We start from the raw sequence: 17,494 nt of genomic DNA, 5'->3' as shown, positions 1-17,494 counted from the left end.
TTACAGCGCCCCGGCCGCCGTCGCCCGCTCCAGCGCCGGATAGCGCAACGCCAGCGTCACGCCGCGTGCGACGAACGAGATCAGGAACGCCGCCCACAGCCCGTGGTTGCCCCAGGCCGGCACCATCAGCACCGCGGCCAACGCATAGATGGCGGTCGATACCGCCGCCATGTTGCGCATGTCCGCCGTCCGTGTCGCGCCGATGAAGATGCCGTCCAGGATCCAGCTGGCGATGCCCAGCAGCGGCACCGCCACCATCCAGGGCAGATAGGCACGCGCCTCGGCCTGCACCTCGGGCGCCTTGGCCATCAGGTCGACAATCGCAGGCCCCGCCGCGAAAAAAACCACCGTCAGCACCAGCGTCCCCGCCAGCGACCAGAGCGTGGCGATCCAGACCGACCGGCGCAGCCGCGCGACGCTCGCCGCGCCGATGGCCTGCCCAACCAGCGTCTCGACCGCAAAGGCAAAGCCGTCCAGCGCATAGGCGGTGATCTCGATGAATTGCAGCAGCACCTGATTGGCCGCCAGCGTGGCATCGCCGAACCGCGCGCCGACGAAAAGGAACGAGACAAAGACGCTCATCAGCAGGGCCGAGCGGATCATGATGTCGGCATTGACCGTCAGCATCCGCATCAGCCGCTCGGCGTCGAAAACGCGGGCAACATCGCGCCAGGCCGGTGTGCGGAAGGCGTCGCGGCACAGCCACAACGCCAGCGCCAGCCCGGTCCATTCGGCCAGGAAGGTGGCGAAGGCCACCCCCTCGACGCCCCAGCCAAGGCCAAGCACGAACCAGAGGTCCAGCACGATGTTCAGCCCGTTCATCCACAGCTGCAAGACCAGAACGCCCCGCGTGCGCTCCTGCGCGATCAGCCAGCCCGTTGCGCCATAGATCGAGATCGCCGCCGGGGCCGACCAGACACGGATCCCGAGATAGGCACGCGCCATCTCCTCCACCTCGGGCGAGGCGGGCGACAGGCGGAAGGCGGCCCAGAACAGCGGCGCCTGCAACAGCAGGATCAGCAGCCCGCCTACGGCGCCGGCCAGAACCGTGCGCGACAGGATCGCGACCACCTCGCCCTGCCGCCCGGCGCCCAGCGCCTGACTGGTCAGGCCGGTCGTGCCCATTCGCAGGAAGCCGAAGAACCAATAGAGCGACGAGATGATGATCGCGCCGATCCCCACCGCGCCGATCGGCGCGGCCAGTCCCATTTGGCCGACAACGCCGGTGTCAACCGCCCCCAGGATCGGCACCGTCGCGTTGGAGATGACGATGGGAATCGCGATGTTCAGCACCCGGCGGTGCGTGATCTCGGCCTGTCCCAGCACGCCGGTAGCCCCGACCGCCGTCTCAGCCACGCCCGGTGCCCTCGGGCGGCGGCATCAGGAAATGTCCCGAGGCCTCGGCATAGGCGCGGTCGCGGTTGTCCTGCCAGGCCTCGACCCGCACGGTGGCATAGCGCCGGCCCGTCCGGCTGACCACCGCGCGCGCATAGGCGTCGCGCGGCAGACCCGCGCGCAGGTATTCGACCGTCATGTTGATCGTCTTCGGCAGCCGCGGCAGATCGCCCGCCACCAAACGCTCCACGTCAATGACGCCGCTTTCGATATCGGCCCAGAGATAGCTCCAGCTTAGCGTGATGATCGCCGTCACCTCCAGAAAGGCCGCCGTCACCCCGCCATGCAGCGCCTGCCGCATCGGATTGCCGATCAGCTGGTCGTCAAAGCGCAGCACGGCGGTCAGCTCGTCGCCGCGCCGGTCGAACCCGATGCCAAGGAACTGCGCATAGGGCACGCCATCCACCAGCGCCTTCAAAGCGGCGTCGCGGCGCTGCTTGACGACCTGAACCGGTTCTGGCGGCGGGCGGGCCATCAGCGCTCAACCGTAAAGGCGCCCGTGGCCACGGCGACCGGGTTCGCCATGTCCTCGTCCAGCGCCTCGGCCCGCACAAAGGCGACGGCCCGGGTGATGTGATAGCAGGTCGCCCGCGTTGTGATCGTCTGCCCGGGCGTCGCCGCCCGCATGTAATCGATGCGCAGGTCTATGGTCGCGGTCGCCCCCGGCGCCGAGGGATGGCTCATCACTGCCGCGCCGCAGCAGGTGTCCATCACCGCCGAAATCGCCCCGCCGTGCAGCACACCGGTCTTCGGATCGCCGACGAACCGCTTGTCATAGGGCATGGTGATCTCGGCACTGCCCTGGCCCAGCGCGGTCAGGCTCATGCCCAACGCCCTGGCATGGGGAATCGCCGCGATGAACTGGCGCGCGAAATGTGCCTTGTCTGCCATCTGCCACCACCGGCCTGCGTCCGTCTGTCGGGAAACCAAGACCAGACCGCCGCCAAAAGCGCAAGCCCACCCGTTGCGCTTGCCGTTGCGTCGACTTACGGTTGCGCTGCGCAAGCAAGACAATCGGTAAGACAATGAGGGTGGCGATGTCCGAGGCACGCCTGTCGTTCAAGGAAATGTGCGCACGCTTCGACGTGACCCCACGGACCTTGCGATATTACGAGTATATCGAACTGCTGTGCCCCGACCGCGAGGGACGCTCGCGGTTCTACGGGCCTCGCGAACAGGCGCGGATGAAGCTGATCCTGCGCGGCCGCCGCTTCGGGTTTCAGCTCGAGGACATCCGCCAGTGGCTCCTGATCTACGGCAAGGAAGGCACAAAGGCGCAGATGCGCGCCTTTCTCGACATGGCCGACCGCCAACTGAAAGACCTCGCCGACCAGCGCGCCCAGATCGACGAGGCGATGGCCGAATTGACCGCCCTGCGCCAGGAAACCGCCGCGAATCTTAGCTGAAACAACCCCGCCGCCAGCGGAAACCAGCCCGTTTCCGGGTTGCAAAGTTGCGGCCTGCCGGGATGCCGTGAAATACTCTTACGTCAACCCCAAAGTGACGTGACGTAGCGCTTACGTAAACGTCAACCAGTGTTGTAATCGAAAGCCGATCGCAACATCTGGCCCTTAGATACTTATCGACCAGAGTGAGTCTTATGACTGAAACAACCATGACCATCAGCGAGATGTGCGAGGCCTTCGACGTGACCGCCCGCACCCTGCGCTTCTACGAAGCCAAGGAACTGCTCGCCCCGATCCGCCAGGGCCAGAAGCGGCTTTTCACCAAGCGCGACCGCGCGCGGCTCAAGCTGATCCTGCGCGGCAAGCGCTTCGGCTTCAGCCTGGAAGAGATCCGTCAGCTGCTCGACCTCTACCAGATGGGCGACCAGCAGCACACCCAGCTGCAGCGCACCTACGAGATCGCCCAGCAGCGGCTGGCCGCGATGGAACGACAGCGCGACGACCTGACCGCCGCCATTGACGAGCTCAAGGAACAGCTCGAATGGGGCCGCCAGATGATCGCCGCCGCCGACCAGAAGAACGCCGCCGAGTAATCTCGGCGGCCGCGCGGCCCCGGCCCGCACCGCAACATCGCAAGTATCGCCCAAGACGGAGGAGACCCCCGGATGACCCGCTACACCGCCCCGACCAAGGACATGCAGTTCCTTCTGCACGACGTGCTGAAGGTGACCGCGCAGGACATCCCGGGCTATGCCGATCTGGAACCCGATTTCACCGCCGCGATCCTCGAGGAGGCCGGCAAGATCAGCTCCGAAGTGCTGCACCCGCTGAACGCGGTCGGCGATACCGAGGGCTGCCATCTCGAAAACGGCGTCGTGCGCACGCCGAAAGGCTTCAAGGCGGCCTTCGATCAGGTCAAGGAAGGCGGCTGGCCGGGTCTGGACATGCCCGAGGAATTCGGCGGCCAGAACATGCCCTACATCATTGGCACCGCCGTGGGCGAGTATTTCTCGGCCGCCAACCACGCCTTCACCATGTATCAGGGCCTGACCCACGGCGCCGCCTCGGCGATCCTCGCCCATGGTTCAGACCAGCAGAAGGCCACCTATCTGCCGCCGATGGTCGCCTGCGACTGGACCGGCACGATGAACCTGACCGAGCCCCAGTGCGGCACCGACCTCGGGCTGATGCGCACCAAGGCCGAGCCGCAGGCCGACGGGTCCTACAAGATCACCGGGCAGAAGATCTTCATCTCCGCCGGCGAACATGATCTGGCCGACAACATCGTTCACCTCGTGCTCGCCAAGATCGTCGGCGGACCCGAGGGCATCAAGGGCGTCTCGCTCTTCATCGTCCCGAAATTCCTCGTCAAGGAAGACGGCAGCCTCGGCGAGCGCAACGCGCTGGCCTGCGGCAAGCTCGAGGAAAAGATGGGCATCCACGGCAACGCCACCTGCGTGATGAACTACGACGGCGCTACCGGCTGGCTGCTGGGCGAGGAACACAAGGGCATGCGCGCCATGTTCACGATGATGAACGAGGCCCGGATCGGCGTCGGCATGCAGGGCCTCAGCCAGGCCGACGTCGCCTATCAGAACGCGCTCGACTATGCCAAGGAACGCCTCCAGGGCCGCGCCGTCACCGGCGCCGAGAACCCCGACGGCCCCGCCGATCCGCTGATCGTCCACCCCGACATCCGCCGCAACCTGATGGACCAGAAAAGCTTTGTCGAAGGCGCCCGCGCCTTCCTGCTCTGGGGCGCATCGCTGATCGACCGCGCCCACCGCAGCGGCGACAAGGAGGCCGATGGCCTGATTTCCCTGCTCACCCCGGTCATCAAGGGCTTCCTGACCGACAAGGGCTATGACTGCACCGTTCAGGCCCAGCAGGTCTACGGCGGCCACGGCTATATCGAAGAGACCGGCATGTCGCAGTTCACCCGCGACGCCCGCATCGCCCAGATCTACGAGGGCGCCAACGGTGTTCAGGCGCTCGACCTCGTGGGCCGCAAGCTGGCGGCGGACGGCGGCAAGCACGTCATGGCCTTCTTCGATCTGGTCAAATCCTTCGCCAAGGACAACGCCGGCCAGGACGAAGCCTTCGACCGCGACTTCCTCGAACCGCTCAAGAAGGCCTCGAAGGACCTGCAGGCGGCGGGCATGTATTTCATGCAGAACGGCATGAAGAACCCCAACCACGCGCTCGCCGGTTCCTATGACTTCATGCACCTCTTCGGCCACGTCTGCCTCGGCCTGATGTGGGCGCGCATGGCGAAGGCCTCGATGGAGGCACTGGCCGCCGGCACCTCGGATGCCGAATTCCACGAAATCAAGCTGGCCACCGGACGCTACTACATGGCGCGCCAGCTTCCTGCGACCGGAATGCATCTTGCACGTATCAGCTCCGGGGCAGATACCGTCATGGCGCTCGACGCGGCACAATTCTGACGGTACTGCGGGGGCAACCCCGCCCTCCGGTGGCGGCGGGGCACGCCCCGCCCTGCCGATGCGACGAGGACCCGACATGCCCAAACGCTTCCGCCTGACCCGCCGTTTCCCGGTCGCCATGACCGAAGACGGCTATCGCCGGCTGAAATCCTTCTCGGCCGAGGCCGGGCTTGACGAGGGCGAGGCCCTGTCGTTCCTGTTCGAGAACTTCACTTCGGTGATCGACCACGACAAGCTGGCCACCCGGCTGCGGCTGTTCAACGACGAGATCGACGCCCGAAAACGCTGAAAGACCCTGGGGAGGGACGCTGTTGAAAGACACCTTTGCCGCCACATCCACCTGGATGACCGACGAGCATCGCATGACCGCCGAACTGGCGGCCGATTTCATCACCCGGGAATGGGTACCCCAGTACGAGCGCTGGCGCGCGCAGGGCGAGATGGACCGCTCCTGCTGGCAGCAGGCCGGCGCGCTCGGCCTGCTCTGCCCCTCGATCCCCGAGGCATATGGCGGCGCCGGCGGCGACTTCGGCCACGAGGCCGCGATCCTGATCGAAGCGGCCCGCGCCAACCTCGCCGGCTGGGGCGCCGCGATCCACGGCCCCATCGTGGCCCATTACATCCTGAACTACGGTTCGGAAGAGCAGAAACAGCGCTGGCTGCCCCGGATGGTCTCGGGCGAACTGGTCGGCGCGCTGGCAATGACCGAACCCTCCACCGGTTCTGACGTGCAGGCGATCAAAACCAGGGCGGTGAAAGAGGGCAACTCCTATCGCCTCTCCGGCCAGAAGACCTTCATTTCCAACGGTCAGCACGCCAACCTGATCGTGGTCGCGGCCAAGACCGATCCCTCGCTCGGCGCCAAGGGCGTCTCTCTGATGGTGGTCGAGACGGACGGCGCGACAGGCTTCCAGCGCGGCCGCAAGCTCGACAAGGTCGGACTGCGCGTCTCGGACACGTCGGAACTCTTCTTCGACAACGTCGAAATCCCCCCCGAAAACGTGCTCGGTGGCGCCGAAGGCCAGGGCTTCTACCAGATGATGCAGCAGCTGCCGCAGGAACGGCTCACCATCGCCTGCACCGCCCAGGGCGCCATGGAAGGCGCGCTGGAGCGCACCATCAGCTACTGCCAGGAACGCGAGGCCTTCAAGGGCCCGCTGACCCAGTTCCAGAACACCCGGTTCAAGCTTGCGGAATGCAAGACCCGCACCATGGTCAGCCGAGCCTTCCTCAACGAATGCATGACCGAACACCTCGAAGGAAGGCTGACCGTCGACAAGGCCGCGATGATCAAGCTCTGGTCCTCCGAGGCGCAGGGACAGGTGCTGGACGACTGCGTGCAGCTTCACGGCGGCTATGGTTTCATGATGGAATACGAAGTGGGCGCCATGTGGGCCGATGCACGTGTGCAGCGAATCTACGGCGGCACCAACGAGATCATGAAGGAACTGATCGCGCGCGCCCTGTGACCGGCGCGCGCGTGGCAAGGACAGGATCGCCTCCGGCGGGAGTATTTGGAAAGAGAAGAAGATGCAGTCAGGTCAACCCCGACATCCGGCGCCGATCCGGCGCGCTGCCTCTCGCGGCGGACGGCGGGGCTTCTCCTCTTGCAGTCATCGGCTCTCCAGCCTGTACCGCACCCCTGACGCGACCGCATCGACCTTAACAGACAATGGCGACGGGGTGTGAAATCCCGATGCAACAGACCACACCAGCGCGCCCGGGGAGGGCAAGGGAATGACGATCCAACTCTACTGCTTCGGCGAAAGCGGCAACTCCTACAAGGCGGCGCTGGCGCTCCAGCTCTCCGGGCTCGACTGGGAACCGGTCTTCGTCGATTTCTTCAACGGTGCCGCCCGCACCCCGGAATACCGCGCCATCAACGAGATGGGCGAGGCGCCGGTGATGGTCGACGGCGATGTGAAGCTGTCGCAATCCGGCGTCATCCAGCAATATGTCACCGACAAGACCGGCAAGTTCGGCGGCACCTCTCAGGCCGAGAAATACGAGGTGCTGCGCTGGGTGCTCTGGGACAACCACAAACTTTCTTCCCAGGCCGGCATGACCCGCTTCATGATCAACTTCCTGCCCGAAAAGCACCGCAACCCGGATGTGATCGACTTTGCCAAAGGCCGGCTCAAGGCCGCCTATGCCGTCCTCAACAATCACCTCGATGGCCGCGACTGGATCGTCGGCGACGCGATCACCAACGCCGATCTCTCCTGCTGCGGCTATCTCTACTACCCCGAACCCTTCGGCTTCGACCGCAAGGACTGGCCCCATATCGACGCCTGGCTCGACCGCATCGCCGCGCTGCCCGGCTGGAAACACCCCTACGACCTGATGCCCGGCCGCCCCTCGGACCGAGGCCTCTGAAGAAAGGACCGCACCATGACCGACGCCTATATCTATGACGCCATCCGCACCCCGCGCGGCAAGGGCCGCGCCGACGGCAGCCTGCACGAACTGACCAGCCTGCGGCTCTCCGCCCTGACGCTGAATGCCCTGAAAGAGCGCAACAACCTCGACGGTCACGCCGTCGAGGACGTGATCTGGGGCAACGTCACGCAGGTGATGGAGCAGGGCGGCTGCCTTGCCCGCTCGGCGGTCCTGGCCTCGGATCTCGACGAACGTATCCCCGGCCTCGCCATCAACCGCTTCTGCGCCTCCGGCATGGAGGCGGTGAACCTTGCCGCCAACCAGGTGCGCGGCGGCGCGGGCGACGGATACATCGCCGGCGGCGTCGAGATGATGGGCCGCGTGGCCATGGGCAGCGACGGCGCGGCCATCGCCGTGGACCCGACGCTGGCGATGGAGAAATACTTCGTCCCGCAGGGCATCTCCGCCGACATCATCGCCACCGAATACGGCTTTACCCGCGATCAGGCCGACGCGCTGGCGGTGCAATCCCAGAAGCGCGCCAAACAGGCTTGGGACGAGGGGCGGTTCGACAAATCCGTCATCACCGTAAAGGACCAGAACGGCCTGACCATCCTCGACCGCGACGAATACATGCGCCCCGAAACCACGATGCAGACGCTGGGTGCGCTCACCGCCAGCTTCCAGGCCATGGGCGAGGTGATGCCGGGCTTCGACAAGGTGGCTATGCTGAAATACCCGCACCTCGAAAAGATCAACCACATCCACCACGCCGGCAACTCGAGCGGAATCGTCGACGGTGCCGCCGCCGTGCTGATCGGCAGCAAGGCTTTTGGCGAGAAATGGGGCCTCAAGCCCCGCGCCCGCATCCGCCACACCGCCAAGATCGGCACCGACCCGACGATCATGCTGACCGGCCCTGTGCCCGTCACTGAAAAGGTGCTGCGCGAGACCGGGATGAAGATCTCCGACATTGACCTCTTCGAGGTGAACGAGGCCTTTGCCGCCGTCGTCCTGCGCTTCATGCAGGCCTTCGACGTGGACGACACACGCGTCAACGTCAACGGCGGCTCTATCGCCATGGGCCACCCATTGGGCGCCACCGGCGCAATGATCATCGGCACGCTGCTGGACGAGATGGAGCGTTCCGACAAGGAAACCGGCCTGGCCACCCTCTGCATCGCCTCGGGCATGGGAGCGGCCGCAGTTCTGGAGCGCGTGTGATGGCGAACTTCCAGTCCTTCATCGACAAGATCATCGATGCCATCCGGCGGGATGACCTCGAATCCTATCTTCCGCTGATCGACCTGCCCTATCTGATCAATACCGCGGCCGGCTCGCATTTCTTCGTGCGCCAATCCGAACTGGTGGACAATTTCCACCTCTTCCGCATGGGCTTCTTCAAGATGGGCTTCGTCGACGCCTCAGCGAAGGTGGTCTCGTCCACCATGCTGGGCGAGTCGCTGGCCAGCTTCATCTTCGAAACCCAGCCGGTGCGCGAGGACGGACAACCGGTCGATCCCTATCTGACCTGCATGACCGTCCGCAAGGTCCGCGGCCGCTGGTGCGCCATCTCGGCAACCGCCAGCGTCGGGATGTATGACTGGCACGAACGGATGAAACTGACCGAAAAGGGCGTCTATACCGTCGCCCCACCGGTGCATCCCGACTTTGCCCCGCACTGACACCGGCGCGCCGCCTTCGACCCACACAAGGGAAACAGACATGACCGATTTCACCCTGAAAACCGACGCCGACGGCGTTGCCATCATCACCTGGGACTGCCCCGGCAAATCCATGAACGTGATGTCCCTCGACGGCCTGTCCGAACTCGAGGCCTGCTTTGACACCGCCCTGGCCGACGAGGCCGTCAAGGGCATCGTCATCACCTCGGGCAAGCCCGACAGCTTTGCCGGCGGCATGGACCTGAACCTGCTCGCCACCCTCAAGGAACAGGCCGGTGACGACCCGGCCAAGGGTCTCTTCGAGGGCACGATGGCCATGCACCGCCTGCTGCGCAAGATCGAGCTGGCCGGCATGGACCGCAAGACCAAGAAGGGCGGCAAGCCCGTCGCCGCCGCCCTGCCCGGCACCGCGGCCGGCATCGGCCTGGAACTGCCGCTCGCCACCCACCGCATCTTCGTCGCCGACAACCCGAAAGCACGCATCGGCCTGCCCGAGATCATGGTCGGCATCTTCCCCGGCGCGGGCGGCACAACCCGCCTCACCCGCAAGCTCGGCGCGATGGCCGCCTCGCCCTTCCTGCTGGAAGGCCAGATGGTCGAACCGAAGAAGGCCAAGGGCGCGGGCATCATCGACGAGGTGGTCGAAGACCCGCTCGCGGCCGCAAAGGACTGGGTGCTGAACGCCAAGCCCGCCGATCTGGTCAAACCCTGGGACGACAAGGGCTACAAGATGCCCGGCGGCGCGCCCTATCACCCGGCCGGCTTCATGACCTTCGTCGGCGCCAACGCGATGGTCAACGGCAAGACCAAGGGCGCCTTCCCGGCCCCCAAGGCACTACTCTCGGCCGTCTACGAAGGCGCGCTGGTCGACTTCGACACCGCGCTCAAGATCGAGGCGCGCTGGTTCACCCACGTGCTGATGAACCCCTCTTCGGGCGCAATGATCCGCTCGCTCTTCCTGAACAAGGAAGCGCTGGAAAAAGGCGCGGTGCGGCCCAAGGACGTGCCCGACCAGCGGGTGAAGAAGCTCGGCGTGCTCGGCGCCGGCATGATGGGCGCGGGCATCGCGCTGGTCTCGGCCCAGGCCGGGATGGAGGTCGTGCTGATCGACCGTGACCAGGCCGCCGCCGACAAGGGCAAGGCCTATACCGAGGCATATCTCGACAAGGGCATCCAGCGGAAGAAGGTCACGCCCGAGAAGAAGGAGGCGATGCTGAACCTCATCACCGCCACCCCCGATCTCGACGCGCTCAAGGGCTGCGACCTGATCATCGAGGCGGTCTTCGAGGATCCGAAAGTCAAGGCCGAGATCACCCAGAAGGTCGCCGCCGTCATCCCCGAGACCTGCATCTTCGCCTCCAACACCTCGACCCTGCCGATCACCGATCTGGCCAGGGCCTTCCCGCGGCAAAAGGATTTCATCGGCATCCACTTCTTCTCGCCGGTCGAGAAGATGCTGCTGGTCGAGATCATCAAGGGCAAGGAAACGGGGCCGACCGCCGTCGCCAAGGCGCTCGACTACGTCCGCCAGATCCGCAAGACCCCCATCGTGGTGAACGACGCGCGGTTCTTCTACTGCAACCGCTGCATCATTCCCTACGTCAATGAAGGCGCGCGGATGATCACCGAGGGCGTCGCCCCCGCGCTGATCGACCACGCCGCGCAGCAGCTCGGCTTCCCGGTCGGGCCGATCCAGCTGACCGACGAAACCTCCATCGACCTCGGTGCCAAGATCGCCCGCGCGACCAAGGCCGCGATGGGCAACGCCTATCCCGAAAGCCCGGCCGACGACATGATCTTCTGGATGGAAGAAAAGGGCCGCCTCGGGCGCAAGGCGAAGGCCGGGTTCTTCGACTACGACGAGACCGGCAAGCGCCTCGGCTACTGGAAGGGGATGCAGGACAAGTATCCGCTGGCCGAGGATCAGCCCGACCTGATCGAGGTGCAGCAGCGGCTGATGTTCGCCCAGGTTCTGGAGGCCGTTCGCGCGCTGGAAGAGGGCGTGCTGGAAGACATCCGCGAAGGCGACGTCGGCGCCATCCTCGCCTGGGGCTTCGCGCCCTGGTCCGGCGGCCCGTTCAGCTGGCTCGACATCATCGGCCTCGACTACGCCGTCGAACGCTGCGACCAGCTCACCGCCGCCTATGGCGAGCGGTTCAAGTGCCCGGACCTGCTCCGCGAGATGGCCGACAAGGGAGAGACCTTCTACGGCCGTTTCGGGGTCGAGACGAAAGCGGCCTGAGACCGCAACCCAAGGCAAGCGCCCGCCCGCCGGACGGGCGCTTCTCCACCTTCCACCGTTGGGCGGTCAATCTGCCCAACGGACAACGCGGTCAATCCACCCACCACGTAGGGTGGGCAATCTGCCCACCGGACAACGCCGTCAATCCACCCACCCCGTAGGGTGGGCAATCTGCCCACCGGGCAACGCCGTCAATCCACCCACCGCGTAGGGTGGGCAATCTGCCCACCGGACAACGCCGTCAATCCATCCACCACGTAGGGTGGGCAATCTGCCCACCCCCCCTCAATCGCCGGCACGAAGCCCGGCACCACGGAAGACCGCCAGACCTCGTCATCGAATCAACCGCAGCTCGCACCCCCTCAGAGCCAAGATGCCGACCGCCCAGATCTAAGGCTCTCCGCCCATTTTCCGGGCGTGCCGCAGATCCAAAAATGGCCCCTTGTCCATGCGGCGCCGAGACTCACCCCCGGCCCCGCCTCAGAACTCCACCTCCAGCTCCAGCACCTCGTCCGGCTCGGCCACCGCCGCCGCGCACCACTCCACCATCGGCTCCCAGGCGAAGATCGTGTCGCAATAGGCGGACAGCATCGGATCGAGCTCCACCGCATAGGTGCGGAACCGCGTGCAGACCGGCGCATACATCGCATCCGCGATGGTCGGCTTGCCGAACAGGTACGGCCCGCCATAGGTCGTCAGGCAATCCGTCCAGATTTCCTTGACCCGCGCCACATCCGGCCGCGCGCCCGAGAAAATCTTGAACGACTCGTGTTTCGCCTTGATATTCATGGGTAAAGCCGAGCGCAGGTTGTAAAATCCTGAATGGATTTCCCCCGACACCGCCCGGCAATGCGCCCGCGCCTTGATCCCCGCCGGCAGCATCTTCGCCTTGGGCGAGATCTCGTGCAGATACTCGGCAATCGCCAGCGTGTCCCAGACCTGCACCCCCTGATGGTTCAGCCGCGGCACCCGCACCGAGGGGGCCAGCAGCAGCAGTTCCTGCCGGTTTTCCGGATCGTCCAGGTCCACTGGCTGCTCGACAAAATCGAGCCCCGCCATCCGGCACAGCAGCCAGCCGCGCAGCGACCAGGACGAATAATTCTTGGATGAAATCGTAAGTGTCGCCCGCGCCATGACCTGTCCCTTCGGAATGCTGCACTGCAGATAATTCTGTCGCAGCGCGAAATGGCGTGCACTAATTTTCTGGAAAAGACCTTCACACGCGGAGACGCCGGAATGCTCTACCAGATGTATCAGATGCAGGACGATCTGCTCGCCCCGCTGCGCGCCTTCGCGGCCCGCACCCGGTTCACCGGCTATCCCTTCATGCAGGCCTTCGACGAGCTGACCCGCCCCGTCGACGCGCTGATGGAAATGCTCTCGCGCTACCAGTTGACCCACAGCCGCCCCGCCTGGGGCATCGAAACCGTGCAGACAGGCAACCAGATCGTCGCGGTGCGCGAGGAGGTCGCGCTCGATCTGCCCTTCGGCACCCTGCTGCACTTCGCCAAGGACATCGACGCGCCCCAGCCCAAGGTCCTGATCGTCGCGCCCATGTCGGGCCATTTCGCCACCCTGCTCGCCGGCACGGTGCGCACCATGCTGCAGGATCACGACGTCTATATCACGGACTGGAAGAACGCCCGCGACGTGCCGCTTTCGGCCGGGCGCTTCGGGGTCGAGGACTATATCGACTACCTCATCACCTTTCTCGACGCCATCGGCCCCGACAACAACATCCTCGCCGTCTGCCAGCCCTGCGTCCAGGCACTGGCGGCCGTCGCGATCATGTCCGAGGACAGGCACCCCGCGACCCCGCGCACGATGACCCTGATGGCCGGCCCGATCGACGTGCGGGAAAGCCCCACCACCGTCAACGATCTCGCCAACGAGAAGCCGCTCGAATGGTTCAAGAGCCAGGTCATCGCCGAAGTGCCGGGCCGCTATCCCGGCGCGGGGCGCAAGGTCTACCCGGGTTTCGTCCAGCTTTTCGCCTTCATGTCGATGAACATGAAACGCCACCGCGACCAGCACCAGAAGATGTATGCCCTGCTGGCCCGCGGCGACACAGAAGAGGCGCGCAAGATCAAGGAATTTTACGACGAATATTTCGCCGTGCTCGACCTGCCCGAGGAATTCTACGTCGAAACCATCGACCAGATCTTCCAGCAGGCGCAGCTGGCCAACGGGACCTTCACCTATCGCGGCCGCACGGTCGACTGCGGCGCGATCCACCGCACCGCGCTGCTCACCGTCGAAGGCGGGCGCGACGACATCTGCTCGCTGGGCCAGACCTCCTCGGCCCACGACCTCTGCCGCTCGCTGCGCCCGCACCTGAAGCGCCACCACCTCCAGGCCAACGTCGGCCATTACGGCGTGTTCAACGGCAAGCGGTGGGAAAAAGAGATCTACCCCGTCGTGCGCAACATGATCCTGGCGATGGAATAGCGCTCAGAAGGTGTAGCCGAACCGCGTGATATCCTCGGCGCAGGCGGTCGCCACCGCCTCGGCCGCCGCGTTACTGTAATAGCCCCGGTAATCGGCGCTCCGGGCTGATGCGTTAACCCGCTCCAGCGCGACCGGGAACCCGAGATGCGCCTCGACCGGGGCCATGTCCTCGGCCAAATGCTCGATCCGCACATAGGCCGCGCACTGTTCGCGCCCGTCGCTGCGCCGCATGTAGGCCGCCGCCGGCATCGCCGCGAAGGCCGCCCGCGTCTCGGGATGCGTCACGAAGCCGTCGAAGGTCATTGCGCTAGCCCGCCGCACCGCCGGATGATCGAACCCCTGCCCCCGCAGCCAGTGATAATAGCTCACCATCCGGTCCCAGGGATTGCGCACCAGCGTGAAGGAGAAGAGCCCGTCCAGCACCGCATCGGGCACCAGCCCCTCCACATCCGCCAGCGTCGAATGCTTCCACAGCCGCCCCCGCGCCCGCACGCCCTCCAGCCGGCCCCGGCGGCGCCGCGCCTTGGGCGTGTCCCCGATCAGGATATCGTCCCGCATCGCCCGCCCCTCCAGCGCCAGCGCCATCGCGGTGCCGCCGGTCTTGGGGATATGCACGAAAACGTAACCGCGTCCGGGGCTCAGGATCATGGGAGGCAGGCTAGCGCAAATGACGGTCGGCGGGAATCCCGCGGTGAGCAGGAGCATCCCGCTTTACCGTCACGCCAACGGCGGCAAAACCGTTTGAAATTATTGAAGTGAGTCGTAAGTCTCCAAGCATTACGATATCAATTCGCTTTGGACAGATTCGAAAGACCAAGAGATGAAGACTTTTAGAACGATCCTCATAGTCGATGGCGCTCTCAACTGCGCCTATGATTGCTTTGATGCGGAACCGGAATTTTTTGACGTAATCTTTCCGTGAGATGGCCAGGACATAGAATTCATTGAAGATTTTTTAGAGAGATGGGGAGACGAATACGACGAAGCGTTCATGCGCATGTGGCGTCGGCCTGTGGCGAGAAAAGACATCAGGGGAATTGATGGAATTCTCTTCTACGAATTGACCCATAAAAAGAAATTCTATCCGAACAAGCGCGACAGCGATCTCGACGGCTGGGGCCGCTGGAAGGTGGAGTGAGCCGCCCGATGCGCATCCTCTCTCCGGAATGAAGGCTTCAAGCCCTGCCGTCATACGCCCCGATCTGTCCCGAACTTTTCCGCGGTCGCTTTGCGCTGCCTCTGCGCCCTCCTTTAGATAGAAGCGAAGACGTAACCGCGTCCGGGGCTCAGGATCATGGACAGGACCCTAATCCGGCAACGCTCCGCAGATCAAAAGGAATCATCCCGCTGGCTATCCCGGCAAGGGTGGGCCATAAAATGATCATACTTTACAAAGGGTTCCCTAATATTCGAAAATTCCATTCATTGCTGTTGGAACATCACATCAAGCGGACTACATTTGTTCCAAAGCCAAGCGGTTTGGCCTGCACGGACTGCGCGCGTTTCTACGCAGAACCATCTCACATTGGGAACTGTGCCGGTGACGTCTCATATCAGGAACGATCCCCAGGCAGCCAATCACGGCATCCGCTACCGCCAGCTGTTCAACGCGATCGACCAGGGTTTCTGCGTCATCGAAATGGTCTTCGACCCTAAGGGAATTCCGGTCGACTACCGCTTCGTCGAGGTCAACGCCGCTTTCGAACAGCAGACCGGCCTGAAAGACGCCACCACCAAAACCATGCGCGAGCATCACCCGACCCACGAAGACCACTGGTTCCGGACCTACGGCGATGTCGCCAAAACCGGCCAGTCCATCCGCTTCGAGGCCGCCGCCGCCGCACTGGGCGAAGAATACGAGGTCTTCGCTTTCCCCTTCGATGATCCTTGTCTCTACCGGGTCGGCGTCCTGTTCAACAGCATCACCGAACGCAAACGCACCGAGCGGCTGCAGTCCATCCTGGTCAAGGAACTGAACCACCGCGTCAAGAACGTGCTGACCCTCGTCCAGTCGCTGGCCCGGCAAAGCCTGCGCGGCGCCGCCCAGCCGCTGCGCGATTCCTTCATCGGCCGTCTCTCGGCCCTGGGCCGCGCCCACGGCCTGCTGCTCGACGCCCAGTGGCAGGGCACCTCGCTGACCTCCCTCGTTCAGGCCGCCGCAGCCCCCTATGACGAGGATGGAAAGCGGCGCATCTGGATCAAGGGCCCCGATCTCGCGCTGAATCCCAAGGAAGTGCAGAGCATGATTCGCGTGCTGCACGAACTGTCGACCAACGCCGCCAAATACGGCGCCCTCTCCAGTCCCGCCGGCCAGGTCGCCGTCGCATGGACGCTGGAGGGCGACGACACCAAACGACTGGTCCTCACCTGGACCGAAACCAACGGCCCGCCCGTCACGGCGCCCTCCGACACCGGCTTCGGCACCCAGCTGCTCACGCATGTGTTGGCCGGCTCGCTTGGCGGCATCATCGACCTCGACTACCGCCCCGAGGGTCTGATCGCCCGGATCGATCTGCCGGCCGACCAAATCCTCGCTACCGGCTCCTGACCGCGATAATCGCGCCCGCCAGCACGATCAGGCCGATCCCCAGCCCCTGCCACGGCCCGATGCCCTGGGCAAAGACCAGCACCGCGTAAAGCGGGCCGAAGATCATCACCGAATACTCGAACACCCCGACCAGCGACGGCTCGCCCAGCTGGTAGGCCCGCGTGATCAGGAACACCGCCCCGACCGATCCGACCGCCTGCACCACCACCCAGGGCAGCGCCTGCGGCATCGGCCAGACCCAGCCGCGCTGCAGAAACCCCTCCGCCCCCGGCGCCGCCTCGACCGGGAACAGCGCCAGCCAGACCAGCCCGCCCGCCCCCAGCAGCATCAGCGCCAGCATCGCCCCGCCCAGCAGCACCACCGTGCTCTCGCCCGCGCAGAGGCTGCGCGTGGCGATGGCGCTCAGCGCATAGAACAGCCCGCCCGCCACCGGCAGCAGGATCGCCAGCCGGAAGTTCGCCGGATCGGGCTGCAGCACGAACAGCGTCCCCGCAAAGCCGATCGCCACCGCCAGCACCCGCCAGGGCCCGATCCGCACCCGCAGGAACAGCCCGGTGATCACCACGATGAAGATGGGCGAGGTATATAGCCCCGCCAGCACCTGCGCGATCGGCAGCAGCCCCAGCGCGCCGAAGTAGCACAGCATCGCCGTCGCGGCGAGCAGGCTGCGCAGCACCACCCGCCAGGGCCGCAGCGGCCGCATCGTCCCGAAGCCGGCCAGCGACATCAGCGTCACCAGCGGCACGGTCATCAGCCCCCGGGTGAAATGGAACTGCCACAGGCCGATCTCTCCGGCCAGCCGCGCGATGTAATTGTCGATCACCCCGATGATCGCCATCGCCGCCACCATCAGCAGCGCGGCCTGCAGGGTCTGTCCATTCGTATCGGTATTCATGGGCTTTTCTTTGCACCGGCCCCGGCGCAATATCTGGCCTCATTACGAC

Annotated in this window: 18 protein-coding genes; 12 read left to right on the top strand and 6 right to left on the bottom strand. The window is 65.0% G+C overall.

Annotated features, from left to right (window positions below):
• From ACFO5X_RS22110 to ACFO5X_RS22100, 3 genes are read right to left on the bottom strand one after another with little or no spacing between them, the layout of a single operon-like run.
• The gene (locus tag ACFO5X_RS22110; protein ID WP_380721571.1) at nt 1-1,356 is read right to left on the bottom strand and encodes an MATE family efflux transporter; all 1,356 of its coding nucleotides are present in this window, start codon (nt 1,354-1,356) and stop codon (nt 1-3) included.
• On the bottom strand, nt 1,349-1,870 hold the full coding sequence (locus ACFO5X_RS22105) for a PaaI family thioesterase (protein ID WP_380721568.1): 522 nt from the start codon (nt 1,868-1,870) through the stop codon (nt 1,349-1,351). The genes ACFO5X_RS22110 and ACFO5X_RS22105 overlap by 8 nt, the downstream gene beginning before the upstream one ends.
• Nucleotides 1,870-2,286 carry a PaaI family thioesterase gene (locus ACFO5X_RS22100; RefSeq protein WP_380721565.1) on the bottom strand — a complete coding sequence of 139 codons (417 nt, stop codon included), beginning with the start codon at nt 2,284-2,286 and terminating at the stop codon, nt 1,870-1,872. Before ACFO5X_RS22100 ends, ACFO5X_RS22105 begins: the two co-directional genes overlap by 1 nt.
• A 146-nt stretch (nt 2,287-2,432) precedes the next feature.
• Here ACFO5X_RS22100 and ACFO5X_RS22095 point away from each other — a divergent pair, with 146 nt between their 5' ends.
• The 9 genes from ACFO5X_RS22095 (at nt 2,433) to ACFO5X_RS22055 (ending at nt 11,554) form a co-directional block, all read left to right on the top strand.
• Nucleotides 2,433-2,801, top strand: a complete 369-nt coding sequence (locus tag ACFO5X_RS22095) for a MerR family transcriptional regulator (RefSeq protein WP_380721562.1) — start codon at nt 2,433-2,435, stop codon at nt 2,799-2,801.
• Nucleotides 2,802-2,995: 194 nt separating this feature from the next.
• Complete coding sequence (locus ACFO5X_RS22090) at nt 2,996-3,394, top strand: MerR family transcriptional regulator (RefSeq protein ID WP_380721559.1); 399 nt, start codon at nt 2,996-2,998, stop codon at nt 3,392-3,394.
• Nucleotides 3,395-3,466: 72 nt separating this feature from the next.
• Nucleotides 3,467-5,248, top strand: a complete 1,782-nt coding sequence (locus ACFO5X_RS22085; protein WP_380721556.1) for an acyl-CoA dehydrogenase C-terminal domain-containing protein — start codon at nt 3,467-3,469, stop codon at nt 5,246-5,248.
• A gap of 76 nt (nt 5,249-5,324) precedes the next feature.
• A complete protein-coding gene (locus ACFO5X_RS22080) occupies nt 5,325-5,537 on the top strand; it encodes a hypothetical protein (RefSeq protein ID WP_380721553.1) in 213 nt (70 codons plus the stop codon).
• A gap of 55 nt (nt 5,538-5,592) precedes the next feature.
• Nucleotides 5,593-6,717 carry an acyl-CoA dehydrogenase family protein gene (locus ACFO5X_RS22075; RefSeq protein WP_380722350.1) on the top strand — a complete coding sequence of 375 codons (1,125 nt, stop codon included), beginning with the start codon at nt 5,593-5,595 and terminating at the stop codon, nt 6,715-6,717.
• A gap of 268 nt (nt 6,718-6,985) precedes the next feature.
• Nucleotides 6,986-7,624 carry a glutathione S-transferase family protein gene (locus ACFO5X_RS22070; RefSeq protein ID WP_380721550.1) on the top strand — a complete coding sequence of 213 codons (639 nt, stop codon included), beginning with the start codon at nt 6,986-6,988 and terminating at the stop codon, nt 7,622-7,624.
• 15 nt (nt 7,625-7,639) lie between these two features.
• The gene (locus ACFO5X_RS22065) at nt 7,640-8,851 is read left to right on the top strand and encodes an acetyl-CoA C-acetyltransferase (RefSeq protein ID WP_380721547.1); all 1,212 of its coding nucleotides are present in this window, start codon (nt 7,640-7,642) and stop codon (nt 8,849-8,851) included.
• The gene (locus ACFO5X_RS22060; protein WP_380721544.1) at nt 8,851-9,312 is read left to right on the top strand and encodes a hypothetical protein; all 462 of its coding nucleotides are present in this window, start codon (nt 8,851-8,853) and stop codon (nt 9,310-9,312) included. Before ACFO5X_RS22065 ends, ACFO5X_RS22060 begins: the two co-directional genes overlap by 1 nt.
• 40 nt (nt 9,313-9,352) lie before the next feature.
• Entirely contained in the window at nt 9,353-11,554 is a 2,202-nt protein-coding gene (locus ACFO5X_RS22055) for a 3-hydroxyacyl-CoA dehydrogenase NAD-binding domain-containing protein (protein ID WP_380721541.1), read from the top strand.
• Between the two features lie 480 nt (nt 11,555-12,034).
• Here ACFO5X_RS22055 and ACFO5X_RS22050 read toward each other — a convergent pair whose 3' ends face one another.
• Entirely contained in the window at nt 12,035-12,688 is a 654-nt protein-coding gene (locus ACFO5X_RS22050; RefSeq protein ID WP_380721538.1) for a glutathione S-transferase family protein, read from the bottom strand.
• 102 nt (nt 12,689-12,790) lie between these two features.
• Here ACFO5X_RS22050 and ACFO5X_RS22045 point away from each other — a divergent pair, with 102 nt between their 5' ends.
• On the top strand, nt 12,791-14,002 hold the full coding sequence (locus tag ACFO5X_RS22045; RefSeq protein WP_380721536.1) for a polyhydroxyalkanoate depolymerase: 1,212 nt from the start codon (nt 12,791-12,793) through the stop codon (nt 14,000-14,002).
• Nucleotides 14,003-14,005: 3 nt separating this feature from the next.
• Here ACFO5X_RS22045 and ACFO5X_RS22040 read toward each other — a convergent pair whose 3' ends face one another.
• On the bottom strand, nt 14,006-14,650 hold the full coding sequence (locus ACFO5X_RS22040; RefSeq protein ID WP_380721533.1) for a sulfotransferase family 2 domain-containing protein: 645 nt from the start codon (nt 14,648-14,650) through the stop codon (nt 14,006-14,008).
• 343 nt (nt 14,651-14,993) lie between these two features.
• Here ACFO5X_RS22040 and ACFO5X_RS22035 point away from each other — a divergent pair, with 343 nt between their 5' ends.
• Together ACFO5X_RS22035 and ACFO5X_RS22030 are read left to right on the top strand one after the other, a co-directional pair.
• Complete coding sequence (locus ACFO5X_RS22035) at nt 14,994-15,140, top strand: hypothetical protein (RefSeq protein WP_380721530.1); 147 nt, start codon at nt 14,994-14,996, stop codon at nt 15,138-15,140.
• A gap of 402 nt (nt 15,141-15,542) precedes the next feature.
• Nucleotides 15,543-16,550 carry an HWE histidine kinase domain-containing protein gene (locus tag ACFO5X_RS22030; protein ID WP_380721526.1) on the top strand — a complete coding sequence of 336 codons (1,008 nt, stop codon included), beginning with the start codon at nt 15,543-15,545 and terminating at the stop codon, nt 16,548-16,550.
• On the opposite strand, the gene ACFO5X_RS22025 is transcribed toward ACFO5X_RS22030, so the two are convergent.
• Complete coding sequence (locus ACFO5X_RS22025) at nt 16,537-17,445, bottom strand: DMT family transporter (RefSeq protein WP_380721523.1); 909 nt, start codon at nt 17,443-17,445, stop codon at nt 16,537-16,539. The two genes, ACFO5X_RS22030 and ACFO5X_RS22025, sit on opposite strands and share 14 nt — an antisense overlap.
• Nucleotides 17,446-17,494 lie beyond the last annotated feature (49 nt).

This window comes from Seohaeicola nanhaiensis, from assembly GCF_042654245.1.
Classification (GTDB): domain Bacteria; phylum Pseudomonadota; class Alphaproteobacteria; order Rhodobacterales; family Rhodobacteraceae; genus Seohaeicola_A; species Seohaeicola_A nanhaiensis.
Note: the sequence above shows the minus strand (reverse complement) of the source record. Positions and strands in the feature narration are given on the sequence as shown.

Bases quoted from the DNA above. Each gene is read 5' to 3' on its own strand.
- ACFO5X_RS22085 (WP_380721556.1), top strand. From the start codon at position 3,467: ATGACCCGCTACACCGCCCCGACCAAGGACATGCAGTTCCTTCTGCAC.
- ACFO5X_RS22050 (WP_380721538.1), bottom strand. From the start codon at position 12,688: ATGGCGCGGGCGACACTTACGATTTCATCCAAGAATTATTCGTCCTGG.
- ACFO5X_RS22055 (WP_380721541.1), top strand. From the start codon at position 9,353: ATGACCGATTTCACCCTGAAAACCGACGCCGACGGCGTTGCCATCATC.
- ACFO5X_RS22100 (WP_380721565.1), bottom strand. From the start codon at position 2,286: ATGGCAGACAAGGCACATTTCGCGCGCCAGTTCATCGCGGCGATTCCC.
- ACFO5X_RS22025 (WP_380721523.1), bottom strand. From the start codon at position 17,445: ATGAATACCGATACGAATGGACAGACCCTGCAGGCCGCGCTGCTGATG.
- ACFO5X_RS22075 (WP_380722350.1), top strand. From the start codon at position 5,593: ATGACCGACGAGCATCGCATGACCGCCGAACTGGCGGCCGATTTCATC.
- ACFO5X_RS22065 (WP_380721547.1), top strand. From the start codon at position 7,640: ATGACCGACGCCTATATCTATGACGCCATCCGCACCCCGCGCGGCAAG.
- ACFO5X_RS22045 (WP_380721536.1), top strand. From the start codon at position 12,791: ATGCTCTACCAGATGTATCAGATGCAGGACGATCTGCTCGCCCCGCTG.
- ACFO5X_RS22060 (WP_380721544.1), top strand. From the start codon at position 8,851: ATGGCGAACTTCCAGTCCTTCATCGACAAGATCATCGATGCCATCCGG.
- ACFO5X_RS22095 (WP_380721562.1), top strand. From the start codon at position 2,433: ATGTCCGAGGCACGCCTGTCGTTCAAGGAAATGTGCGCACGCTTCGAC.
- ACFO5X_RS22035 (WP_380721530.1), top strand. From the start codon at position 14,994: ATGCGCATGTGGCGTCGGCCTGTGGCGAGAAAAGACATCAGGGGAATT.
- ACFO5X_RS22105 (WP_380721568.1), bottom strand. From the start codon at position 1,870: ATGGCCCGCCCGCCGCCAGAACCGGTTCAGGTCGTCAAGCAGCGCCGC.
- ACFO5X_RS22090 (WP_380721559.1), top strand. From the start codon at position 2,996: ATGACTGAAACAACCATGACCATCAGCGAGATGTGCGAGGCCTTCGAC.
- ACFO5X_RS22070 (WP_380721550.1), top strand. From the start codon at position 6,986: ATGACGATCCAACTCTACTGCTTCGGCGAAAGCGGCAACTCCTACAAG.
- ACFO5X_RS22040 (WP_380721533.1), bottom strand. From the start codon at position 14,650: ATGATCCTGAGCCCCGGACGCGGTTACGTTTTCGTGCATATCCCCAAG.
- ACFO5X_RS22080 (WP_380721553.1), top strand. From the start codon at position 5,325: ATGCCCAAACGCTTCCGCCTGACCCGCCGTTTCCCGGTCGCCATGACC.